Here is a 21870-nt window from a genome sequence, read left to right on the forward strand (position 1 = left end):
GATCCATGCATTAGCCCTGACAAAAGTCGGGGCTTTTTACGGGGCAGAACTAAACTACTTTTAACCATTATTAATTTTATAAAACAGAATAAAGGTGAGTTTTCATCTTCATTGTTTAAAGCTGTTGCTAGCGGGATGTTGGTGGAGACATTTGCTAAGCTCATTAGTTAAAATGGCGTAAATTAATAAGAAAGCTGAGCTATAGCAAGATTTCACTAGCATCAATTGAAACACATAAAGGTTCTGGAACTAAAAAGAATAGATAAGACTGACCAGCTATAATAATAGAACAGAGGTCGCTAAATAAGCCATTCATAAATGGAGTTGTTAGCACTTCTGTTCTATTTAAGTTTATATTCTAGAATCATTGTTTCACATGAAACAATTTGAAATTAATATTTTCGGTATACATCGATCGTATTACCAAAATTAATGTAGTAACGGCCATAGTTGTACATCATCCCGTATTTTTCGCGGTAAGCATCGACCGTATTTCGTAAAAATTCTTCTGTCACTTCTAGCTGTTCCGCCACTTCGTGATATTCTGTCAGACCAAGATAGAAACAACGGATAATCTCGTTAATAGGTACTAATTCTTCAAATGCACGTCGCCGCGCAAAAATTTCTTGCTTGCGATTCGGTAAATAAGTTTGATCTACAATATTCCCGTATGTGTATTTCCAGTGCATTAATTCCTCAATTAGTAAACAACGCTTCTCGACTTGTGTCTTGCGGCTATCAATAAAAATGGTGTCATCCAGAAAAAGCCCCGGAAGTTTATCTGGCATTTTTTCTTCCTTAATGGTTATTAAATCTTTGTAATCATTCACGAGTTTTTCATACATATTCACTCACTCCCCGCGGTGGAGCCTCTTTTTCATATCTATATACGCCAAAATATCGCGCATTTCTTCTTCTGTTACATCATCATCAAGGTGGGCAGCAATCGTTAGCAGATGCTCTTTTTTTTCGTTTGCACTCGATCTGGGTGGAAAAAAGGCATCAATCGGCTGATTAAAAATTCCTGCAAGCTGGTAAAGAACATCTTGGCTCACTTTCCGTTCTCCATTTTCATAGCGACTTACAGTTTGGCGCGTCGTCTCAAGTTCGGTAGCTAAGGCTCCTTGGCTCATCCGACTATTTTCACGAAACTGGCGGATTTTATTTCCTACAAATTTGTTGAGTTCCATGTCCGATCTTCTCCTTTTATAGAATAATTTTAGTATAACATCTTGTAACCTATTTGGAAACAAAATAAGTTTTTTAGCACCAATTAATTTACATGTAACCAATTTGGTGCTAAAATATATGTACAGAGAAAATTGGAGGGATTAAAAAATGAAAGGAACAACCACTTACACGGGACAAATAGTTTGGAAGAGAGGAGGCTAAAAATGGATCAGTATTTGCAGTATATTTTTGGGGAAAACAACATTATTTTTCAAGTTTTACTGTATTTTTTAGGCGTTAACTATCTATTACAGCTTTTTCTCGCGATTTATCGAAAAAAAATATCCTATCAGTTTGCATTTTATGCTTTTTTGAAGAAATTGGCGATTTTTCTAGTTATTGCGGTTGCCCATCAAACGGATCGGGTGATTGGGGATGAGAATATGGTTCGAGATGGGGCGGCTTTCTTTTACTTAGCTAACGAGCTACTCACAATGATTGAAACACTGATGCAGCTAGGAATAAAGATACCGAAAGTGCTAAAAAACTTAGTTGAAGTGTTTAAAACGAATGCCGGTGAAAATCATGAAAAAAAATAAGGCAAGAAACGCAGGAGAGGCTGGTTAAATAAAAAATGGGTTAGCGCGATAAAGTGGCGCTAGCCCATTTTGATTGATTTATTTCGAATGCTTCTTGAACATGTTATGCGTGAAAAATAAGTTGCCCAGCAAGAAAAGACTGGTCATGTAAAACACAATTGGGTATCCAAATGCGGCAGAAACACTCGAGCCAATAAGCGGCCCCGCCACATTACCAAGACTTTGCGAACTTTGATTGTACGAAAAGATACTACTTAAAGAATCCCGCGGCGAATTTTTGTTAATCAAGGTGTTAATGGAAGGCATTAACGCGCCAGTCGTGAATCCAAGCAAGAACCGAAGCAATCCAAGTTCAAGCGGGCTCTGTACCCAAGCCATTGGCACCATGATGATAGCGGCAGCGACAAGTCCACCAATTAAAACCTTGTGATTACCAATTTTGTCACCTAGTTTCCCGAGATACGGGGAAGCGATCAAGGCGGAGATTCCTGGTGCAGAAGTGATAATTCCACTAATTAATGAAATATTATTATCGCTTCCGAGAAGTTCACGAATATAAAGCGGTAAAATAGGGCTGATCGAAGTATTGGCAATTTGAATGATAAATGTGGTTAAGAAAAGGCCAAGAACCAGATTTTTGCTTGGTAGCCGCTGGAATAACTGCCGCGTTGTGAGCATTTTTTCTCGGATAACAGGTTTGAAATCTTCCTTCAAGAAAAATAAAGTAAGTAAAAAAGTAAGTAATAAAACGAATCCAGTGATGAAAAAAACAGGTCGATATCCAAATATATCTGCAAGAAATCCACCAATTAACGGCCCAATCAAAGTGCCTGAAATCGTTCCAGTAGAAAGGAATCCAAGCGCCCAACCGCTTTTATTTTGCGGAGCTTGCGAGGCGACAAGTGCCGTTGCATTGGGTATGTATCCCGATAAAAGCCCGTTGAGTGCCCGCAAAAGAACGAGTTGATAGACGTTTTGAACAAGACCGAGGCAACCCATTGTGATTGTCATGCCAAGCGAGGCACGAAGTAGCATCAAACGGCGACCTTTTCGGTCTGCCAGTCGACCCCAAAATGGCGAGACCAGTGCAGAAGTAAGAGCTGTTGCGCTGACAGCAAGCCCCGACCAGACGTTTAACTCCGTGTGATCTGTCACCCCGAGGTCTGAAATATACAAAGACATAAACGGCATGACTAGGTTAAAACTGACGCCTGTTAGGAAACAACCTAGCCAGGAAATATAAAGATTTCGTTTCCAATTTAATTTTGTTTCCAAGAAAATCGCTCCTTTATCTGTTTTATCCTACTCCGATTTCGCTGGAATGTAAATGAATGTGAACAATCTGTGACAAGCGATGAAAAAACTTTCTGATTAATGAAAAATCAGCTGGTTTCTTGTGAATTTCGTTGTTATACTTGGAGGGAGTGGAGCGGTTCTGATTAGGAGCTTAAGCTATTCAAAACTTCATGAAAAAGGGAGAATCAAGATGAAAAAGACTATAAAAGTAAGTTGTGGAGTTTTAGCTTTGTCGGTGGGTTTGTTTTTACCAAGTTCTGTACTTGCAGTAGAGGCGCCAGAAGTAGACAAGTTCGAAAAGGTAGTTAGCGAAAGTCAGGTACAAAATAAAGACAAGCAGCAAGAAGCCGTGCAAGAAAATGAATCAAAACAGCTTGAAAAAGATGTTCCAGAAGTAAAAACAGAACAAGAAACAGATAAAAAAGCAGAAAAAGCGCCAGAAGAAACAGTGAAACCGAAAGAAGCTGTGAAAGCTGAGGACGAAAAAGCTGTAGTTAAAAAGGATGCGAAAGTTACAACGCCGCTTGCTGTAGCAAAAGTGAATTTGAGCGTAGAAGTGAATTCAAGCGTTACACCTGCATACTTTGCAGAAGCAAAACCTGGTGTAGCACTGAGCTTTAAAGCAAAGCCTATTCTTTCAACGATCGGGAAGAAATCTGTTGTGATTGAAGCAACTGATGGCGCAACAACAGAAGAGGTTACTGTAAGTTACACAGTAGTTGATACAAAGGCACCTGTTTTGAACCTCGTTGAAAACAATCCTGAGTTTGGGGTGTACGAAGAATGGTTTGCAGATGAATTAGTAGACGTATCGGATAACTCTGATAACTATGAAGTTTTCTTTGCAGACGGATCTGAAACACTAAATACTTCAAAAGCTGGAACATTTTGTGCAGTCATTGTAGCACGTGATGCAGCAGGAAATGAATCTCGAATCACGCTCACTTATACGGTAATTGATGAAGATGCATTCGATTATGAAGCACCACAAATTGATCCAGTGAAATCAACTGCGACAGACGTTTATGGAAAAACAAAACCCAATGCTCATGTACAAATGGCGAGTGAAGACGGTGTCGTTATTGGCGAGGCACTTGCTGATGCAAACGGGAATTTCCATATTCATTTGGCAACACCACTTAAGAGTGGTTCGGTTGTCTTTATCTGGTCGTTTATCCTTGAAACAGGCGAAGTGAGTGATGTTGGCGTTTATACTTATGGAAATATGAGTCTTTTAGAGAACAAAGGCATCAAGCCTATCCAAGCAGTGAAAAACCCAGTTAAATCGGCTAAGCCAGCAAAATCAGTTGTGAAGACAGTTGCGAAACAAGCTGATCCAGCAGCACTTCCGAAGACTGGAGATGCAGAAACAGGTGGACTTGCAGCGGCAGGAACTTTACTTGCTGTACTAGCGGGCTTGTACTTAAGAAAAAGAAATTAATAGTTGAGTGAAAACCGGCAGTTTTGTTTCTTGCCGGTTTTTCTTTTAAAAAGACGATCTCTTTTACAAATTCAGTTTCCATCTGGACTTGTAAAGGGGTGGTCTTTTTTTCATTTTATCCCCACTTTGTAGGAGTCAGTACATGAGAGTTTAGAGCGGTTTTTTATACTAACGAGAAAAATTTACGAACAAGCTAATCTTATTTTTTTATATTTGCTAGTACAAAACACGATAACGAGAATAACATTTTGTCATATATAATGTGTATTGTTGCTAAGGGGTACTGACTATTTGGATTTGTAATTTTCAAACCGCATTCTATGAAAGTTGAAAATTATCTTTTTGTTAAGTGGCATCATTTATACACCATGACTGTTCTTCGAGAATAGTACCTTTTAAATATAAAATTTAAGAGATGGGGGGAAAGTGATGAAGGAACTTAAAAAGTCCATGAGGCAGATTGTTGCTGAGCTTGAGTATAATAGCTTAGATAGTCAGTGGCTAGACCAGATTCCATTAGACAAAAAAGAAGAATATGATACAAAGGATCCGACGAAAGTCTACTTTATCAAAAGTGGCAGTTTGATCGTAACGAAAACTTTGACCTCTGATACGATTCTTGATGTTCAAGGGAACAATAATAAAATATATGAAGCCTTTACAAGTAATGATTTAATAGCAATTGAAAATATCAGTGATAAAAATACAAATTTAACATTTAAAATGGTAGCACTTGATCGCTCGGAGCTCATTTCTATTGATAAGGAATATCTGCTTAACTATTGTGCTAATAAGCCTTCTTTTCTAGAGACAATTTTGAAGTATACAATGATGAAGACCTTACAATATGAAGAAAAAAGTCTTGTCTTTCTTGGCTCACGCGAGCAACGTTTGAGCTGGAGTATTGAAACTCAAAGAAGTAATGATTTGGATAACGAAATTAATATGACCAACCGCATTTTAAGCAAACTTTCAAGGGTAGATGAAAGCTTCGTTAGTCAGAATATTAAGAAAATCGTTTAATCGTATACTAACTTATCGATCTAAAGTAATCGCAAGAGACGTCAAAGTGGAAGTTATTTGGCTAACAATACTTGAAATTGAAGTTATAAAAAAGTGATGAGTAAAGAATTCCGTACAATAAATCTGCAGTATATATGATGAAAGAAAATTTTAAAAAATGAATATACAATTAACGGCGTGCTCTATACACTATATAGTTTGGAAGAAGGGGGAACTATTAAGCAAAGTCAGAATATATCAGTGAAAAAGATGCATTTGCTTGAAAGCCTAGATATTACATGTTTGATTTATAGATGCATTTAAGGAGGTGAGAGCTTTGTAGATACTGTTTAACTGATTTATCGCTGTAAAAACATTAGTAAAAAATGAGGGAGAGAAAATTCAAAGTGAAAAAAACTTATTGGAAAGTAATTGCAACAGCAGCAGCTGTTAGTATGGTAACAACATCAGTGCTGCCTAGTTTCGCAAGTGCGGAGGCGCCAAACAAACAAATTGTGCAAGAAAGCAAAGTAGAAAGTAACCAAGATAAACTGTTTACGAAAGAGCAACAACAAGATCTAAAAAAAGTACAAGAAAAAGCTATTGGAATGGAAAAAGGAAATAAGGCTTCCTATGCTAGTAGTTCTGTTGATAAAAGTATTACTACTCTAATGGTGCACAAAAAATCAAAAGGAGATTCAATGACGGGTATTTCCTATACCCCATCTCCTACGGCGAATAGTCCATATGATGGAGGGGAGCTAACTGCTTCGTTCAAAGCACCACTGACTGGAGTTGTATACAACAAAATGCTTACCGGCAATGGACCTGAACACCGGAAAAACTGGGAGGAAGGAAACTATGGTGCAAGATTCACATACTCTTTCCCTAAAGGTGTAGACGCTCGACAAATGATACAAACGATTAATTGGGAAAAATCTAATCAGTCTCCGACTGCAGATTTTAAAGTGAGAATTCTGGGAGTCAATACTTTAGTTTGGAATTTGCATTGGGGCATCAAGTGGAATAGAGATACTATTACCTTTAATCCTGCTAAACCAAATGAATTCTCGATTATGATTACAGGTAAAAAGAAAAGTGAAGTAAGCAAAGCTGAATGGGAATCATATAATCCAGTAAATACTATTGCAGCCTTAACTGCTGTAGGAGATATTCCGTTTGCTGATAATCTTGCAGATATGACTGGTTCTGCATCTGGTGCTTTATATTTTGATATGAGTAAGTATAAAGGGAACACAGATGATTTGACTAAGAATAACGAATTAACATCAGGGAGATTATTTCCTTCTGAAAATAGACAAGCTGAGTATACCTATTACTTCCTAGATGACAATGCATTAGCAGCTGGGACGTCTGGTAAAGGCGATATCAGTAAGTCGGTTGTGAAAGCAGGACATGAATACGATAATCCTTCTAAATCAACTTCGATACCAACTTGGGATAGTTATCTATCAATTTGGGATCAAGAGCAGGTTTACAATACGAATAAGTTGGAAAATGATTTAGTTGAAGGAGAAAAATTTGCTCTACCTGGAGATTCTATTTTCAAGCGAAACTTACAAGTAAAGAGTGGAGAAGATTTTAATGAATTTAAAAAGGATCGATTTAATCGTGTAATTAACTACTTCACTCATGAAGATATTACTAAGGGAAATATTGGTGAGGTAAGCCATGTTAATGTAACGCATACTCCAAACCGTGTAGGTGATGGGGAGACAGATGTAACATATAAAGGATCAATTTCCTATGTTAATGGTGATACACGTCAACTCATTCCTAACAACTTAAAAGTGAAAAATTCTCCAAACAGTGAGGGAACAATCATACCAGATACATTCACTATCGGTGATACAAACATAACAGGTAAGTATACTGGCGATGTGAAAACGTTACGTCTATACATCAATGGTGTATCTGTTGCTTGGGGCGGTACTTTGCAGGATGGTAAATTTACTTTCTATGCGGGGAATCAAAAAATTACAGCAAATGATAAACTCACAATGAATGCTTATGATAAAGACAATAATCTCCTTCAAGAAAATGTGCCAGTTAATGTTAAAGAGGAAGCGGCAGCAACAGGAAGTATTGATCCAGCGATGTATACTCCTGGTGATACGAACATTACAGGAACATACACGGGTAATGTTGCACATGCGAAACTATTTGTAAATGGCAATTATGTTTCTGCTGGCGGTGACTTTTCAAATGGTGTATTCACATATTATGCAGGTGGGAAAATCAAAGCAGGTGATAAAGCCTACCTTGTAGCAATGGACAAAACAGGTAAAGAATTAGACCGTAAAGATATCAAAATTAATGCAAGCAGTGAAACGACTGGCTCAATTAATCCATCAGCTTACACTGTGGGTGAAAATACAATCAGTGGTTCTTACACAGGCAATGTAGCATTAATGCACTTGCTTGTTAATGGAAAATCGATTTCTTGGGGTGGTACGCTTTCCAATGGAAGTTTTTCTTACTACGTGAAAGCGGGTACCATTAAAGCTGGCGATATTGTAACGCTAGAAGCTTATGATCAAAATAATAACAAATTGGACAGCAAACGTGTTCAAGTAAATGGTAAAGCAACTTCTGGGTCAATTGATTCTGCAACTTACAAACTTGGAGAAACAACAATCAAAGGAACTTTCAGCGGAAACATTGCAGTGGCTAAAGTTTACATCAATGGTGTTGCTCAAGCTTGGGGCGGCGAATTCGGTGGTGGTGGCTTCAGCTACTATGTAGGTAAAAACAAGATTAAAGCTGGAGACAACGTGACAATCGAAGGATACAACAAAGATACAAAACTGCTTGATACTAAAAAAGTAACGATTCTAAATTAATTTAGTTATCTGGGTATTTGCACATCTGGTGCAAATACCCAGATAATATTAAATGAAAATGGAGGATTTCTCGTGAAAAAATCATTATTAATAAGTTGTGTGATGGCTGTAGGTTTGCTCGGTGCTTGTTCGCCTGATTCATCAGAAAATACGGATAAAGAGAAACGATTTTCGAACAAAACAGAGCAAAAAGAAAAAGCAACAAATGATTTGAATAAACCGGTTGTTGTGGATGGAATTGAACTTGCTGTGAAACAAGAAGAAACAACGGACATAAAAAAAGATAAAGAGACAAAACGTTTGTACAGCTTCAATATTTCTGGGAAAAATGTTAGCTCGACAAATAAAGGGCTTGGCTCGATCGACTTTCAATTGAAAACAACAAAAGGCAAGATAATCAAAGTGGATGATTCTTTAGCAACCTTTGGTAATGAGATTAAAAAAGATAAAACGATTAAGGGGAAAGCATATTTTTCGGTAAATGCAAATGAAAAAGTTAGTGAAATTGAATATAAGCCAGTAGATGACGTACTTGTGGCTTGGAAAATAAAATAAAAGGAAACATGATCGGGGGTGTCAAAATGAAAATTCTAACAGTTGGATTAGGATATATCGGCTTGCCGACAGCAATTACATTCGCACTTCATGGACAGGAAGTAGTTGGTGTTGATAAGAATCAGCATGTGGTTGAGATGCTAAATAACGGAAAAGTACACATTGAAGAACCACTTTTACAAGAAGCCTTGCAAGAAGTGAGAAAACAACAAAATTTAAAAGCGCAATTAAATGTAGAACCGGCAGATGTATTTATCGTGGCGGTTCCAACCCCTAATTGTGAGGATGAATACAAAGGCTGTGATCTCACTTATGTGGTAGACGCAGTAAAAAATATTGTGCCTTATCTACAGGCGGGGAACACAGTAATTATTGAATCAACAATTAGTCCACGAACTACTGAAGATGTTGTGAAACCGATGATTGAAAAAGCTGGTTTTGAAGTTGGAGAGGATATCTTTCTTGTGCACTGTCCAGAACGGGTTTTGCCAGGAAAAGTGTTGTATGAACTTGTGTTTAATAACCGGATTATCGGCGGTGTAACACCCGCTTGTACGAAAAAGGGAAGAGAAATATATGGTGTGTTCGTACAGGGCGAACTAATTGAAGCAAAAGCTAGTACAGCGGAACTTTCGAAACTAATGGAAAATACTTATCGTGATGTAAACATCGCCTTAGCAAATGAACTTGTGCAGATTGGTGCTAAATTAGATATTGATGCACTTGAAGTGATTAGGATGGCAAATCAGCATCCGCGTGTGAATATTCACCAGCCAGGACCTGGAGTTGGCGGACACTGCCTTGCAGTGGATCCTTACTTTATTGTTGCAAAGGCTCCAGAAGAAGCCCAATTGATTCAGCGTGCTCGAAAAGTGAACAGCCAAATGCCACATTTTGTTGTGGAACAAGTACTTGATATTCTTGAAAAACATGACGGAAAAACGATTAGCATACTTGGGCTTGCTTACAAAGGAAATATCGATGATATGCGGGAAAGTCCAGCAGTTTCAATCGCAAATCAGTTACGGAGTATGAGTGGTATTGAAATTAGAACTTATGATCCGCATGTCAAAGAGGCAGATACAGACTCGCTGGAAGAAGTGCTCCAAGATAGCGATATTGCACTGATTCTAACAGATCATGATGAGTTTAAGGAACTTCCAGAGAATGCGGTTAAAGTGATGAAACAGCGTGTTTTATTTGATACGAGAAATTGTGTGGTCTCAGATGCTTCATTTGAGGAACATTATACGCTTGGCAATATTTCGGCCGTGAAAAATGCTGAACAGGCCTTATGATCGCCAAAATTAGGAGAATTTTATGAATGAGCAAATAAATTTCAAGAAAACAATACTTGTTTTTAAGAAAAATATCGGATGGATTCTGGCGATTATCGGCATCACTATGCTTTCTATGTTTACGTATCTCAATTTTATTGCTATACCAATTTACCAAAAAGATACTCAGATACTTGTTAATCAATCAGATCGAGCATCAAAAAACAGCAGCGTTGATTCACAGATGGTTCAAGCAGATTTACAGCTTGTAGACACATACAGCACCATCATTACGAGTCCACGAATCTTAAACAAAGTACAACAAAATATTAAAGGACAATACGATATTCAGGAACTTGCGGAAATGATTCAAGTGAAGAACACGGCGAATTCACAAGTTATCGACATTAGAGTGCAAAACCCTGATCCGAAAGTAGCAGCTGAAATTACAAATGTAACTGCCAGAATATTTAAAGAAGAAACACCGAATATTATGAAAATAAATAATGTAACGACTTTGTCAGAAGCACAATTTACTGGAGTTGAAACCCCAATAAAACCTCAAAAAGCTTTAATGATGATACTTGCCTTTTTCATAGGTGTTCTTCTTGCTTTTTGTTTTATCTTCATCAGACTGCTACTTGATCGAAGCTTTACTTCAAAAGAAGAAGCAGAGGATTATTTAGGACTTCACGTACTTGGGGAAGTAAGTGTGTTTCAAAATGGGGATCCATTAGTGGCGAAGATCCAAAAGGAGAATGAAGATTGAGACGGCATGCGAAAAAAAGTACTAAAGATATAACTCATGGGTATAACTCCTCTATTAGCGAACAATTTAAATTAATTCGAACCGGAATTGATTTTTCTGGAATCGATGAAAAAAAACAAGTCATTCTGATTACGTCGCCAGAAAGTGGGTCAGGCAAATCCACTATTGCTTCGCACCTGGCAGTTGCGTATGCGGAAAAGGGAGTGCGAACTTTGTTGATTGATGCGGATATGCGTAAACCAACCGTGCATAAACGTTTTGCAAAAAAGATGTTTATCGGCTTGTCCAGTGTCATAACAGGGGAAGATGCTTTAGAGGATAGTTTACAACAAGTGAATATGACGACCTGCTCCTTTTCAGTCTTAACAAGCGGCCCCATCCCTCCCAATCCAAACGATTTATTATCTTCCCAAAAAATGGTTGGGCTGATTGAGCGGCTACGGGAATCCTTTGACAAGATTATTATTGATACACCACCAGTTACAATTGTGTCGGATGCCCTAGTCCTGTCAGATCAAATAGATGGGGTGGTACTTGTTTGTAGGCACCACAAAACGCTGAAAGAAAAAGCAAAAGATGCTGTCAATCAGTTGCAGCTTGCGCGTGCTAACTTAATCGGTATGGTTTTTAACGGAACAAAAAACGCCGGGAATTATTATTACTAAGGAGTGCTAGAGATGGAACAAAGTAAAGCCAATCTGTCTTTACGAAAAGATGAAGAAATCGGCTATGTGAGATGGAAGGTACATGTTGACCGCATGTTGAGTCTGCTCGCTCTTATACTGTTAAGTCCACTTCTTATTTCGATTGCGGTAGCTATTAAACTGTCTGACTGGCGTGCGCCTGTAATTTTTAAACAACAACGTGTTGGTAAGAAGGGTGAAAAATTTCATATGTATAAGTTTCGGTCGATGCGAACGGATGCGGAAGCAGAACTGGAAAAATATTTGAAGCAAAACGAAATTGAAGGCGCGATGTTCAAGATGAAAAAAGATCCTCGCGTGACAAAAATTGGCAGACTGCTTAGAAAAACCAGTCTTGATGAGTTGCCACAACTTTTTAATGTTTTGAAAGGCGAAATGAGTCTTGTTGGGCCGAGACCACCACTTCCTCGAGAAGTTGCTGTCTATACCCCTCGTGACCAGAAGCGTTTGCTTGTAACCCCTGGATGTACTGGCTTATGGCAAGTGAGTGGACGCAATGAACTAAGCTTTGACCAAATGGTAGAACTGGATTTGTATTATATTAAGCATTTATCTTTAAAACAGGATTTTAAGATTCTTTGTAAAACAGTACTTGTGCTTTTATTCCCCAAGGGAGCGTACTAAGACATGGCAGCGAATAAGCGAATTAAGTTGCTCGGAAGTGTACTTGATGTCCTATCAATGGAGGAAACACTTGAACGCGTGGAGGAACTAATCGAAGCGAGGAAGCCGAGTCAGCATGTTGTGATTAACGCCAGTAAAATTAATCTAATGGCAGAAAACAAAATGCTACAAGCAATTGTAAATAAAAGTCCTCTTGTGAACGCAGATGGACAATCAATAGTATGGGCAGCTCGATTACTGGGCTATGATGTCAGGGAACGTGTGACTGGAATCGATTTGTTTGAAAATTTAGTGGCACTTGCGGCAGAAAAAGGTTGGCGGGTTTATTATTTTGGCGCAACAGAGGAGGTCGTACAAGAAGTTGTACGCGCTCACCAAGAAAAATATCCTGCACTAGAGGTAGCGGGTTTTCGGAACGGTTATTTTGAAGATATAGAATCTTTTGAAATTGCTAGTGAAATTAAAGAAAGACGAGCAGATATCGTATTCATTGCTTTTTCTAGTCCAAAAAAAGAAATCTGGGTAAATGCGTATAAAGAACTGATGCAGGCTCCATTTGTAATGGGGGTTGGGGGAAGCTTTGATGTGATTGCTGGTAAGACAAAGCGGGCTCCTAAATGGATGCAAAAAACAGGTTTAGAATGGTTTTATCGCTTTATCCAAGAACCAAGAAGAATGTTTAAACGCTATCTTATCGGTAATTTTCGCTTTCTAACACATGTGTTTCGCGAGAAAAGAAATCAAAGAGGAGCTATTCAAAAAGGTGAAAAAAATTCCAAGTAATATCATTTTTTTTATAGGGTTAACCATCATATTTCCCTTAGTAGATAGTGTCAATGGTTTTCTTTTAAGCAGCCATATTAATCTGCCAATCGGCATACTTTACAGGTCTTTTTATTTTCTTTATTTGCTGATCGCTATTTTTTCTTATGGCTTCCCGAGAAATTTTTATACGTTCTTAACGATGCAATGCCTTTTAGGATGTTTTTTAATTATTCTTTTCCAAAATGTAGTGTTACAAAATCCTTCTTCTCTACTCGTGAGTGATTTAGTGACTATCATTAAATTTTCTCTCTGGCTGCTTATCCCTTATTACATTTATCAAAGGCGAGAAAAGTTCCGTAACATCAATTATAGCAATTTATTTCTGGTTGTTAGTTTGTTTCTCGTACTCGGACTGTTTATTCCTTACATGCTTGGCATGGGGCATTATACGTATGAAAACAGCAATGCAGGGTATAAGGGTTTTTTCTTCGCTACAAACGATATAACTATTGCTTTTATGATTGCAACAATTTTTACGGGTAGAGCTGTGACTTTGTCTATCGTGAATAAAAGAAAATGGACTTCTCTTTTTTTACTTCTTTTATATTTAGGATTACTGAGTAGCTTATTGCTTATCAGTACCAAAACAGGCGTCGTTTTTGGAGTGATTTACACGATTGTGTTACTGATTAATTTCTTATTTTTTGAAAAAAAGATTCAGTCGATTTATCGGGTATTTATGGTGAGTTTGTTCGCAATTTCGATTGTTTACTTGATTTTTGTAGGCAAAGATTTCATTATCGATGCCATCTCTGGAACTTATACAAGAATTACTTATTTCTATCATTTATATGATGGCAATTTAATACGCTTACTAACGAGTTCAAGAAGTGAATATTTGAAGTTAGGCTTTCAAAGTTTTTGGGAACCCAATAACCCGCTCAGTGTTCTGTGGATTGGTTTTGGTTTTGAATATCGCTTGATCCATTTTGGTGGCGCTGGTGTGGGCGGCTTAATGGAGATGGATTTCTTTGATACTTTATTTGGGCTGGGCCTTATCGGGACTTTACTAGTTAACTCGGTTATTGGCTACTTTTTGGTACTTTCTCTTCGCAGGAAGAATCTTTCGACCTATACGATTGCGCTAATCACCATTCTTTTATATAGCTTTTTTGCCGGACACGTTTTGTTTTCTGCTCTATGTACGACTTTATTAGGGTTGATCTGCGGCGGAATTATGCTGATGCATACGAGAAATGACCAAATTGGAAGAGGGAGAAAGTAGAATTATGACAAATCATCGTTTGCAATGGATTGACAATGGAAGAGGCGTGGCCATGTTACTCGTTATTCTTGGCCATTTTCTTGTACTGGGTGTGGGTCGCCTCTCGTGGATCAATGTATTTTTAGTCCCTATTTATGCCTTTCATTTACCTTTGTTTTTCTTCATTTCAGGCTATTTAAGAGGACTTTCTCAAAAAAACAATAAAGCCGCTTTAAGCCAAGTTATAAAAAAATATTTTAAAAGGCTTGTGCTCCCTTTCTATGGATTTAGTATACTTGCCTTTTTTTGGTTTAAATACGTGATTTCTCACTTGATGCCTACTTTTTCCTATTACGAACATTGGGATAATCAATTTCTTTTCTCAACGATTTTAGGTTTGCGAGATACACCGTATACGGCTCATATTGGAGCTCTCTGGTTTTTGTTTAGCTTGTTTTTTGTGGAAGTCCTATTTGAACTATTACTAAGAATGGGAAAGAAAGGTCGTTTTGTTTATCAAATAATCGGCATAGTCCTCCTCATTTGTATTTTTTTGACCGTAACGATACAAGGCACGATTTGGCCATTTAGTTTAGACACAGTGCCCACTGGCTTATTATTTTACTTTTTAGGTTATCTATATCGAAAAAAAGAACAATCATTTGCTTCCTATTTAACTAAAAGTGCATTACTTTTTACGAGTTTATTTTTTGTGATGGTTGTTTCACTCAACTACTGGATTTCTCAAGAAAGAATCGATATTTTTCATGGCTACTATGGAAATTTTATTTTATTTTTTGCAGGAGCCGTTTCAGGGATTTTCGTGGTGCTTGTTCTACTTAAGAGATTCGGAAATAAGGATTCTCGCTTATTAAACTTCGTTGGTAGACATACGATGTTTTTCCTGGCTACCCACCAAACTTATTTCATATTGATGATTCAAATCCTCCTTTTATATTGGATGTCGTGAGGATTCAAATTTTTTATTTTAACACAGGAAGAATGGGATTTTTTTGAAGAAATTATTAATTCGCTTCGGCCAATTTTCCATTGGCTCGCTTGGCGCTGCTTTGCTTAACTTGGTTTTGATACCTGTTACGACTTATTTTTTATCACCAACCGAATATGGGAAAACGAGCATGTTTTTATTAGCTCAAACCTTGCTGATTTACATCATTTATTTAGGATTCGATCAAGCTTTTACACGCGAATTTCACGCCGCGGAGAACAAAAAGCATTTACTCGTCCAAGCGATGCTAGTGCCGCTTGTTTCTGCACTCGCTTTGATCGCTGGCCTAAGCCTATTTGCTTCGACAGTTTCAGTCTGGCTTTTTTCGGATCCTAACTATCAGGTTGTCATCTATTTGCTTGCATTTTCCATCATTTTACTGATTTTTGAACGCTTTATTTTATTATTCATTCGAATGGAAAACCGAGCTTTAACCTTTTCTGTTTACAGCATTTGGATTAAATTTGCGATTTTGACAGGAACCATCTGCGGATTACTTTTTTTTGAGCCGGTGTTCATCACCGTGGTTTATGGCATGCTGATCGGACAAATGGTAGGGGACGCCTTGCTTATTTTGTTTAATTTAAAACTCTTTCAGCAGGCTTTTAAAACGATAGATAGAGCTCTGATTAAGAAGCTAGCTAAATTTGGCTTACCCGTTGCTGCAGGTACCTTTCTTTACAGCTTATTTATCGTAATTGACAAACTTTCTTTGCGCTATCTTGCTGATTTTAATGAGTTAGGCATATACACAGCGGCGTTTAAAGTGGCAAGTGCATTAATGGTTTTACAAGTGAGCTTTGCCAATTTTTGGATTCCTACGGCTTATGAGTGGTACGAACAAAAAAAGCCCATCATTTATTACAAAAGAGTAAGTGATGCCGTCATGTTTATCATTGCCTTTTCTTTTCTTCTCATGCTTTTCTTTAAGGAATGGATTATTATGATACTTTCTCCAGCCTACAGTGAAGCGCAATATATATTCCCCTTTCTCTGTTTTTATCCGCTGATGATGACCGTGAGCGAGACCACAACACTAGGAATCGTCTTTTTAAAGAAAAGTGTGCTGAATATCTATGTTTCACTAATTGCTTTATTTGTTGCAGTTTTATTGAATGTGCTCCTAGTCCCAAGCTTTGGTGCAGTTGGTGCTGCGATTGCAACCGGCACCGCTTATATTGCTTTTTTCTTCGCGCGAACTTTCTTTTCGATGCGAGTTTGGGAAGGCTTTTCCGTGAAGCGCCATATGATTGTCACCACGTTGCTATATGCTTTAACGCTCTATAGTGTTGTTCTTCGTGATACTTGGTTTGAAAAAGTTCTAATTTTAGGCATGTTAGTTCTGCTGATTATATTGTATCGAGGAGAGCTTGGACAAATTCTTCAATTAAAGAAAGGACTTAAAAAAAATGAATATTTTAATGGTGGGTCCTGATCCCAAAGAAAAAGGTGGCATTGCAACTGTCATTTCAAATTTTAAACAATATTATACAAGTGAGAAGCACCAACTCTTCTTCTTAAGTTCGTGGTCAGAAAAAAGTAAGTGGAAAACTGAGTGGCAAGCTTTTCGTTTGATCAGAAAAGTAATCCATAACCAAAAGATTGATGTCGTGCATTTTCACGTTGCGCAAAAAGGGAGTTTTTATCGTAAAGCGCTATTAAGTCGTCTTGTCCCTAAACATTGCCGTGTAATCTTCCATATGCATGCTTCGCAGTTTGATTTATTTTATGAAAAATCCAGATGGATAATGAAAGCATTGATTAGGCACGTCTTTAATCGAATTGATCATGTTGTTGTTTTAGGAGAGAACTGGAAAAAGTTTTATCAAACAGTTACTACAACAGAGGTTTCGATTATTCAGAATGCAGTTCAAATTCCGGAGAGCTCTAGCTATGATGCCAAGTCCAAAACAATTGTGACATTTGGACGTATTGGTAAAAGAAAAGGGAGCTATGACTTGCTTCAAGTCGCGGCACGGATGGACAAAGATTTTCCTGAGGTGAAGTTTGTTCTCTATGGAGATGGGGATATAGAGGGAGTTAGCGATGAGATCAAGATGATGGGGCTTCAAAATGTCGAACTCGGAGGCTGGGTTTCAAAAGAAGAGCAAGCGGAAATCTTAAAGACGACAATGCTACATTTTTTACCTTCCTATCGGGAAGGGTTACCAATGGCGGTACTGGAGACAATGGCATCAGGAATTCCGAATTTGACAACGAATGTAGGAGATATTCCGGCTGTGATTTCAGATGGTAAAAATGGGATGTTAGTATGTCCAGGTGAAGTGGAAGTAATGGCTAATGAGCTAGCTTGCTTTATTAAAGATGATAATGGCATACAAAATCGATATTCAAAAAATGCGCGCCAGACCATCGAACAAAATTTTTCCTTCGAAGCATATATGCGTAGCTGGGAACAGATTTATAAAAAAACTTAAGTCTTTGAATCTGACTTAAGTTTTTTTAAGTTTCGATTTTGAATTTCTTTCACAGCGTTTTCAACTCGTTTAGATTCACCATTAATCGGTGGATCAGTATAGACGTATACATTCCGATCACTAAATTCCGGCAATTCTACATCACTTAAGATTAGATCACAGTTTTTGGGAGGCAGAGGGTCTGTGAAGACTTTTACATTGAATGGGGAATATTTTTTGACGATTTTTTCAATTCGTTTGACTTTATAGCTGTAGCTTGAATGAGTTATCCAAATATTAATTTGTGGATCAAAAGAAGACAAGTCCATGTAGTTTTCTAGAATATAAGTAAGTTGTAGGAAGAGGAAATCTTTAGCACGTGTGAAAGCTCTATAATCAACATCAGCCGATAAATCAGCTAGAACACGGTCGAGAAGTTGGCTGTATGTGGAAAAACGTTCTTTATAGTACATAATCTTCCTGGTCATATACACTTCGCGTGCAATACTTCCCATATAAGAAGTGTGATCTCCAATAACAAAGAGGGAGTAGACTACTTGATCGTTATTTGATAAATCTATTCCAAATTCGGATTTAAATAAATCGAGTATTCGGTTAGCAAAAATAATTTCTTTCGGATTGTCTTCACGATAGCTTTGGTTAATTTTTTTCATATGTTTTGGTTTCAATGATTTCCAGATATTAATGCAAATCATTTTATAAAGATACTTAGTTTCATCTTGGATTACGGAGAGGGGAGCAAATGTTTCAGAAATCACATTTTGAACGATTTCAGCAAGTTTTGGAAAGAGAATAATATCCGTTGATATTTCAGAATCTATGATATGGCCTTGCTCGAAGCGGAGTTTCGTGATAGTAACTAAAAAAGAATGTCGCAACTGCTCCATATATGAAAATGAAATATTTAATTCTTTGCTAAGGAAATTACGTTGTTGTGAAAAATATTGATCGTCTTTATATGTGCTAAATGGCCATTCGATCCCACCATAGCATTCCCATAGAAAAGAATATAAAAAATAACGAATGTTTTTTTCGCTTCCTTTAAATTCCATATTTACATAATCAAATGCAATATCATAATTACTCAAAAAAACTTTACATTCCTGAATCATCTTATAAAAGTGGGATTGACTAATATAATTATCTTCACAAAATGCAGCTAAACTAGGGTGTTTCTTGAATGTAAGTGAGTCAATAAATCTAAAGGGAATGGACTCTTTTAATAGTAACAGCCGAATACGATTAAAACTAATAGCTGATTCTTTGAACAAATAACTCCCTTTAGAAGACTTAATTAAGCGGACATTTTCTTGGAGTGGTGCAAGCAACTGAGTAAGAAGCTGCAAATTTGACTGAATTGTTGGGCGCGAAAGAGGGAGTTTTGTTGCGAGGTCGTCTAAAGTCCAATAGCGGTTTTCTGAATATAAAACTGTTACCATTTCAAACAATAACTTTTGCTTCCTGTTAAACAAGAAGTCCATTGAAATCCTCCTTTTATATCACTAAATATAGATTTTTTGTAATATTTATTACTATTTTAGCAAACTTACTCTACTCCTGACTAGTAGTTCGGCTTAAGTATCTACCCTACATTCTAACTAGGTTGGCAGTCTCGATGAATAAACTAATGATAATAAAATATCGAAAGGTAAGAGCAAGTATAAATAGTAAAACTTTTTTACGCATTGTGTAACGCTCTTATTCTTCAGTAGATACGACCGTCAATTAAAAAGATGGAGCCCAAAAGTTTTCGGACTCCATCTGAAAGGCTAAATAAACATTTTTGCTTCTGATTATAATTATTAGCAAAAGATAAGTGATTATACTCTATATAAATCTGTCAAAAGTTACTTTGAAGGACGAGCTATTATAAATTCTTGTTCGCGCAGCGCTACGCGTCTAATTTTCCCAGAATCCGTTTTAGGGAGCGAATTTACAAATTCAATTCGGCGTGGGTATTTATACGGGGCGGTGATTTTCTTGGTAAACATTTGTAGTTCTCGTTTTAGCTCATCACTGCCCGTGTAACCATCCTTGAGCACAATGAAGGCTTTCACGACGGTGCCACGAATTTCGTCTGGGCTTGCCACAACCGCAACTTCTTTTACGGCTTCATGGTGCGTGAGCGCATCCTCAACTTCAAACGGTCCAATGGTGTATCCAGAGCTAATGATAATGTCATCGTTTCGACCTTGGAACCAGTAATAATTGGAATCGTCGGCATAAGCTCTGTCTCCAGTGACAAAATAATCGCCACGGATAGCTTTTTCCAGTCGCTCAGGTTCTTTATAATACGTTTTAAAGAGCGCCGGAAAGTCTTTCCGAACCGCGATATCACCAATTTCACCTTGTGGAACAGGTTTTCCCGCTTCATCTACAATCGCCATATATTCAGGCATGATTGGTTTTCCCATCGAACCTGGGCGGATGGGCGTATCAACGAGCGTACCAATTAATAGCGTGCTTTCCGTTTGGCCGTAGCCATCGCGTACTTTGATTCCAAATGTATCTTGAAAAACATTAATAACTTCGCGATTAAGCGGTTCTCCAGCAGAAACAGCGCTTCTTAGGTGCGATAAGTCAAATCTGTCTAAGTGGGTCACTTTGGCCATTAAACGATATTCGGTCGGCGTACAGCAAAGGACATTAATTTGCTGCTGTTCTAGCAGTTTCAGTTGGTTTTCTGGGGAGAATCGTCCGCTATACATGAATCCCGTTGCGCCTTTTCCGAGAACGGAAAGAAATGGTGACCAAATCCATTTTTGCCAGCCGGGTCCAGCGGTCGCCCAAACTCGGTCGTTTTCACGAATATCAAGCCAGTGATCAGCCGCGATCCGGATATGCGCATAGCCCCAGCCGTGAACGTGTACCACACCTTTCGGGTTTCCAGTCGTTCCACTTGTGAAGGCAAGTAAACAAGGGTCGTCGCGGTGAGTTTCAACGGGAGTAAATTCAGCGGAAGCCTTTTCCATGACTGTCGCATAGTTTGTCCATTCTAAGGCGGTTCCATCGAGTAGAATACGCATTTTTAGCAAGGAATCAATGTTCGAAATTTTATCGATCTCTTGATGAAGACCCGCATAGGCGATGATCCCTTTTACGCCCGCTTGGTGAATACGATATTCAAGATCGTGTGCTTTTAAAAGTTCGGATGCCGGAATAATAATGGCACCAGCCATCCATAAACCCATATAAATGGAATAGGTTTCAAGTAAGCGAGGCGTGATGACAATGACGTGGTCTCCCTTTTTAATTCCTGCTTCGGTAACAACGTTTGCAAATCTACGCGCTTCAGCAAGTAGCTCATTGTAGCTCCAGCTTCTTTCAGGCGCATCTGGAGATTTCCAGATTAAGGCTGTTTTGTCAGAGGCGAATTTTGTGATTTCGTCTGTAATGTTATAGAGTTCGGGTGCAATTAAGTTTTCTGAATACAAAATAGATTTCCTCCTTTTAAAAAATTAGTACCTGATAATAGAACATGGTAATATATTTAAATCTAAAAAGCAACTGTAAAGAAAAGCAGGATTATGCTAAGATGAAAAAAACGGTTGAGAAGTGGGGAGCAGAAGTGGAAAAAGAAAAATTCATGCGGGAAGCGATAAAAGAAGCTGTAAAGGCGCGCGATCTTGGTGAAGTACCAATTGGAGCGGTTGTTGTATTAGATGGAGAAATTATCGGACGAGGCCATAATTTGCGAGAAACCTCCCAAAATGCTATTACACACGCAGAACTTTTAGCCATTCAAGATGCTTGCATTAATCAAGGTTCTTGGAGACTTTCAGGCGCCGATTTATATGTAACGCTTGAACCTTGCCCGATGTGCAGTGGCGCCATTTTACTCTCACGAATTCATAAAGTTTACTACGGCGCTAGTGACCCAAAAGCGGGAACTGCAGGAACACTGATGAATTTACTGGAAGACGATCGCTTCAATCATACCTGTGAAGTGGAAAAAGGACTTCTGCAGCAAGAAACGGCGGAACTGCTCACCTCATTTTTTAAGGATCTGAGGGAGCGTAAAAAAAATTACAAGTCTCAAAAAAACGAATGAGTCTTTTTTACTATTTTAGGGGAATCCCTATTTTTATTTCTG

20 protein-coding genes are annotated in these 21870 nt (G+C 38.0%); 15 read left to right on the plus strand and 5 right to left on the minus strand.

Annotation, left to right across the window (positions count from 1 at the left end):
* Positions 1–392 precede the first annotated feature (392 nt).
* Positions 393–845, minus strand: a complete 453-nt coding sequence (locus tag HB912_RS11245; RefSeq protein ID WP_185374627.1) for an ImmA/IrrE family metallo-endopeptidase — start codon at positions 843–845, stop codon at positions 393–395.
* Between the two features lie 6 nt (positions 846–851).
* Entirely contained in the window at positions 852–1190 is a 339-nt protein-coding gene (locus HB912_RS11250; RefSeq protein WP_185374629.1) for a helix-turn-helix transcriptional regulator, read from the minus strand.
* A gap of 204 nt (positions 1191–1394) precedes the next feature.
* Here HB912_RS11250 and HB912_RS11255 point away from each other — a divergent pair, with 204 nt between their 5' ends.
* Complete coding sequence (locus tag HB912_RS11255) at positions 1395–1769, plus strand: phage holin family protein (RefSeq protein WP_185374631.1); 375 nt, start codon at positions 1395–1397, stop codon at positions 1767–1769.
* Positions 1770–1847: 78 nt separating this feature from the next.
* Here the strand turns inward: HB912_RS11255 and HB912_RS11260 are convergent, their stop codons facing one another.
* Positions 1848–3044 carry a multidrug efflux MFS transporter gene (locus tag HB912_RS11260; protein WP_244964482.1) on the minus strand — a complete coding sequence of 399 codons (1197 nt, stop codon included), beginning with the start codon at positions 3042–3044 and terminating at the stop codon, positions 1848–1850.
* A gap of 211 nt (positions 3045–3255) precedes the next feature.
* On the opposite strand from HB912_RS11260, the gene HB912_RS11265 reads away from it, so the two are divergent.
* From HB912_RS11265 to HB912_RS11325, 13 genes are all read left to right on the plus strand, one after another.
* A complete protein-coding gene (locus HB912_RS11265; RefSeq protein WP_185374633.1) occupies positions 3256–4506 on the plus strand; it encodes an LPXTG cell wall anchor domain-containing protein in 1251 nt (416 codons plus the stop codon).
* Between the two features lie 429 nt (positions 4507–4935).
* Positions 4936–5529, plus strand: coding sequence for a cyclic nucleotide-binding domain-containing protein (locus HB912_RS11270; RefSeq protein ID WP_185374635.1), 594 nt, complete (start codon positions 4936–4938; stop codon positions 5527–5529).
* Positions 5530–5963: 434 nt separating this feature from the next.
* Complete coding sequence (locus HB912_RS11275) at positions 5964–8372, plus strand: immunoglobulin-like domain-containing protein (RefSeq protein WP_185374637.1); 2409 nt, start codon at positions 5964–5966, stop codon at positions 8370–8372.
* Positions 8373–8444: 72 nt separating this feature from the next.
* The gene (locus HB912_RS11280; RefSeq protein WP_221635723.1) at positions 8445–8927 is read left to right on the plus strand and encodes a DUF4354 domain-containing protein; all 483 of its coding nucleotides are present in this window, start codon (positions 8445–8447) and stop codon (positions 8925–8927) included.
* 26 nt (positions 8928–8953) lie between these two features.
* Positions 8954–10225 carry a nucleotide sugar dehydrogenase gene (locus tag HB912_RS11285; protein WP_185374639.1) on the plus strand — a complete coding sequence of 424 codons (1272 nt, stop codon included), beginning with the start codon at positions 8954–8956 and terminating at the stop codon, positions 10223–10225.
* A 22-nt stretch (positions 10226–10247) separates the two neighbouring features.
* Positions 10248–10973: a YveK family protein gene (locus HB912_RS11290; RefSeq protein WP_185374641.1), complete on the plus strand. Its 726-nt coding sequence runs from the start codon at positions 10248–10250 to the stop codon at positions 10971–10973.
* Entirely contained in the window at positions 10970–11638 is a 669-nt protein-coding gene (locus HB912_RS11295; protein ID WP_221635724.1) for a CpsD/CapB family tyrosine-protein kinase, read from the plus strand. Before HB912_RS11290 ends, HB912_RS11295 begins: the two co-directional genes overlap by 4 nt.
* A gap of 12 nt (positions 11639–11650) precedes the next feature.
* Entirely contained in the window at positions 11651–12301 is a 651-nt protein-coding gene (locus HB912_RS11300) for a sugar transferase (RefSeq protein ID WP_185374643.1), read from the plus strand.
* A 3-nt stretch (positions 12302–12304) separates the two neighbouring features.
* A complete protein-coding gene (locus HB912_RS11305) occupies positions 12305–13084 on the plus strand; it encodes a WecB/TagA/CpsF family glycosyltransferase (RefSeq protein WP_221635725.1) in 780 nt (259 codons plus the stop codon).
* 268 nt (positions 13085–13352) lie between these two features.
* Positions 13353–14351, plus strand: coding sequence for an O-antigen ligase family protein (locus HB912_RS11310; RefSeq protein WP_483403575.1), 999 nt, complete (start codon positions 13353–13355; stop codon positions 14349–14351).
* 4 nt (positions 14352–14355) lie between these two features.
* On the plus strand, positions 14356–15300 hold the full coding sequence (locus HB912_RS11315; RefSeq protein ID WP_185374647.1) for an acyltransferase family protein: 945 nt from the start codon (positions 14356–14358) through the stop codon (positions 15298–15300).
* A 43-nt stretch (positions 15301–15343) separates the two neighbouring features.
* Positions 15344–16774, plus strand: a complete 1431-nt coding sequence (locus HB912_RS11320; RefSeq protein WP_185374649.1) for a lipopolysaccharide biosynthesis protein — start codon at positions 15344–15346, stop codon at positions 16772–16774.
* Positions 16749–17777, plus strand: a complete 1029-nt coding sequence (locus HB912_RS11325) for a glycosyltransferase family 4 protein (RefSeq protein ID WP_185374651.1) — start codon at positions 16749–16751, stop codon at positions 17775–17777. The genes HB912_RS11320 and HB912_RS11325 overlap by 26 nt, the downstream gene beginning before the upstream one ends.
* Here HB912_RS11325 and HB912_RS11330 read toward each other — a convergent pair.
* Together HB912_RS11330 and HB912_RS11335 are read right to left on the minus strand one after the other, a co-directional pair.
* On the minus strand, positions 17774–19258 hold the full coding sequence (locus HB912_RS11330) for an AcpB/EbpR/MafR family transcriptional regulator (protein ID WP_483403576.1): 1485 nt from the start codon (positions 19256–19258) through the stop codon (positions 17774–17776). The genes HB912_RS11325 and HB912_RS11330 overlap by 4 nt on opposite strands.
* 366 nt (positions 19259–19624) lie before the next feature.
* Positions 19625–21211: an acetate--CoA ligase gene (locus HB912_RS11335; protein WP_185374655.1), complete on the minus strand. Its 1587-nt coding sequence runs from the start codon at positions 21209–21211 to the stop codon at positions 19625–19627.
* Positions 21212–21312: 101 nt separating this feature from the next.
* Here HB912_RS11335 and tadA point away from each other — a divergent pair, with 101 nt between their 5' ends.
* Positions 21313–21828: a tRNA adenosine(34) deaminase TadA gene (tadA, locus tag HB912_RS11340; RefSeq protein WP_221635727.1), complete on the plus strand. Its 516-nt coding sequence runs from the start codon at positions 21313–21315 to the stop codon at positions 21826–21828.
* Positions 21829–21870: the final 42 nt, after the last annotated feature.

The organism is Listeria aquatica (assembly GCF_014223975.1).
Taxonomy (GTDB): domain Bacteria; phylum Bacillota; class Bacilli; order Lactobacillales; family Listeriaceae; genus Listeria; species Listeria aquatica.

Excerpts from the sequence above, each read along its gene's own strand:
- HB912_RS11245 (WP_185374627.1), bottom strand. The coding sequence starts at position 845 with ATGTATGAAAAACTCGTGAATGATTACAAAGATTTAATAACCATTAAG.
- HB912_RS11250 (WP_185374629.1), bottom strand. The coding sequence starts at position 1,190 with ATGGAACTCAACAAATTTGTAGGAAATAAAATCCGCCAGTTTCGTGAA.
- HB912_RS11255 (WP_185374631.1), top strand. The coding sequence starts at position 1,395 with ATGGATCAGTATTTGCAGTATATTTTTGGGGAAAACAACATTATTTTT.
- HB912_RS11265 (WP_185374633.1), top strand. The coding sequence starts at position 3,256 with ATGAAAAAGACTATAAAAGTAAGTTGTGGAGTTTTAGCTTTGTCGGTG.
- HB912_RS11270 (WP_185374635.1), top strand. The coding sequence starts at position 4,936 with ATGAAGGAACTTAAAAAGTCCATGAGGCAGATTGTTGCTGAGCTTGAG.
- HB912_RS11275 (WP_185374637.1), top strand. The coding sequence starts at position 5,964 with ATGGTAACAACATCAGTGCTGCCTAGTTTCGCAAGTGCGGAGGCGCCA.
- HB912_RS11285 (WP_185374639.1), top strand. The coding sequence starts at position 8,954 with ATGAAAATTCTAACAGTTGGATTAGGATATATCGGCTTGCCGACAGCA.
- HB912_RS11290 (WP_185374641.1), top strand. The coding sequence starts at position 10,248 with ATGAATGAGCAAATAAATTTCAAGAAAACAATACTTGTTTTTAAGAAA.
- HB912_RS11300 (WP_185374643.1), top strand. The coding sequence starts at position 11,651 with ATGGAACAAAGTAAAGCCAATCTGTCTTTACGAAAAGATGAAGAAATC.
- HB912_RS11305 (WP_221635725.1), top strand. The coding sequence starts at position 12,305 with ATGGCAGCGAATAAGCGAATTAAGTTGCTCGGAAGTGTACTTGATGTC.
- HB912_RS11315 (WP_185374647.1), top strand. The coding sequence starts at position 14,356 with ATGACAAATCATCGTTTGCAATGGATTGACAATGGAAGAGGCGTGGCC.
- HB912_RS11325 (WP_185374651.1), top strand. The coding sequence starts at position 16,749 with ATGAATATTTTAATGGTGGGTCCTGATCCCAAAGAAAAAGGTGGCATT.
- HB912_RS11330 (WP_483403576.1), bottom strand. The coding sequence starts at position 19,258 with ATGGACTTCTTGTTTAACAGGAAGCAAAAGTTATTGTTTGAAATGGTA.
- tadA (WP_221635727.1), top strand. The coding sequence starts at position 21,313 with ATGAAAAAAACGGTTGAGAAGTGGGGAGCAGAAGTGGAAAAAGAAAAA.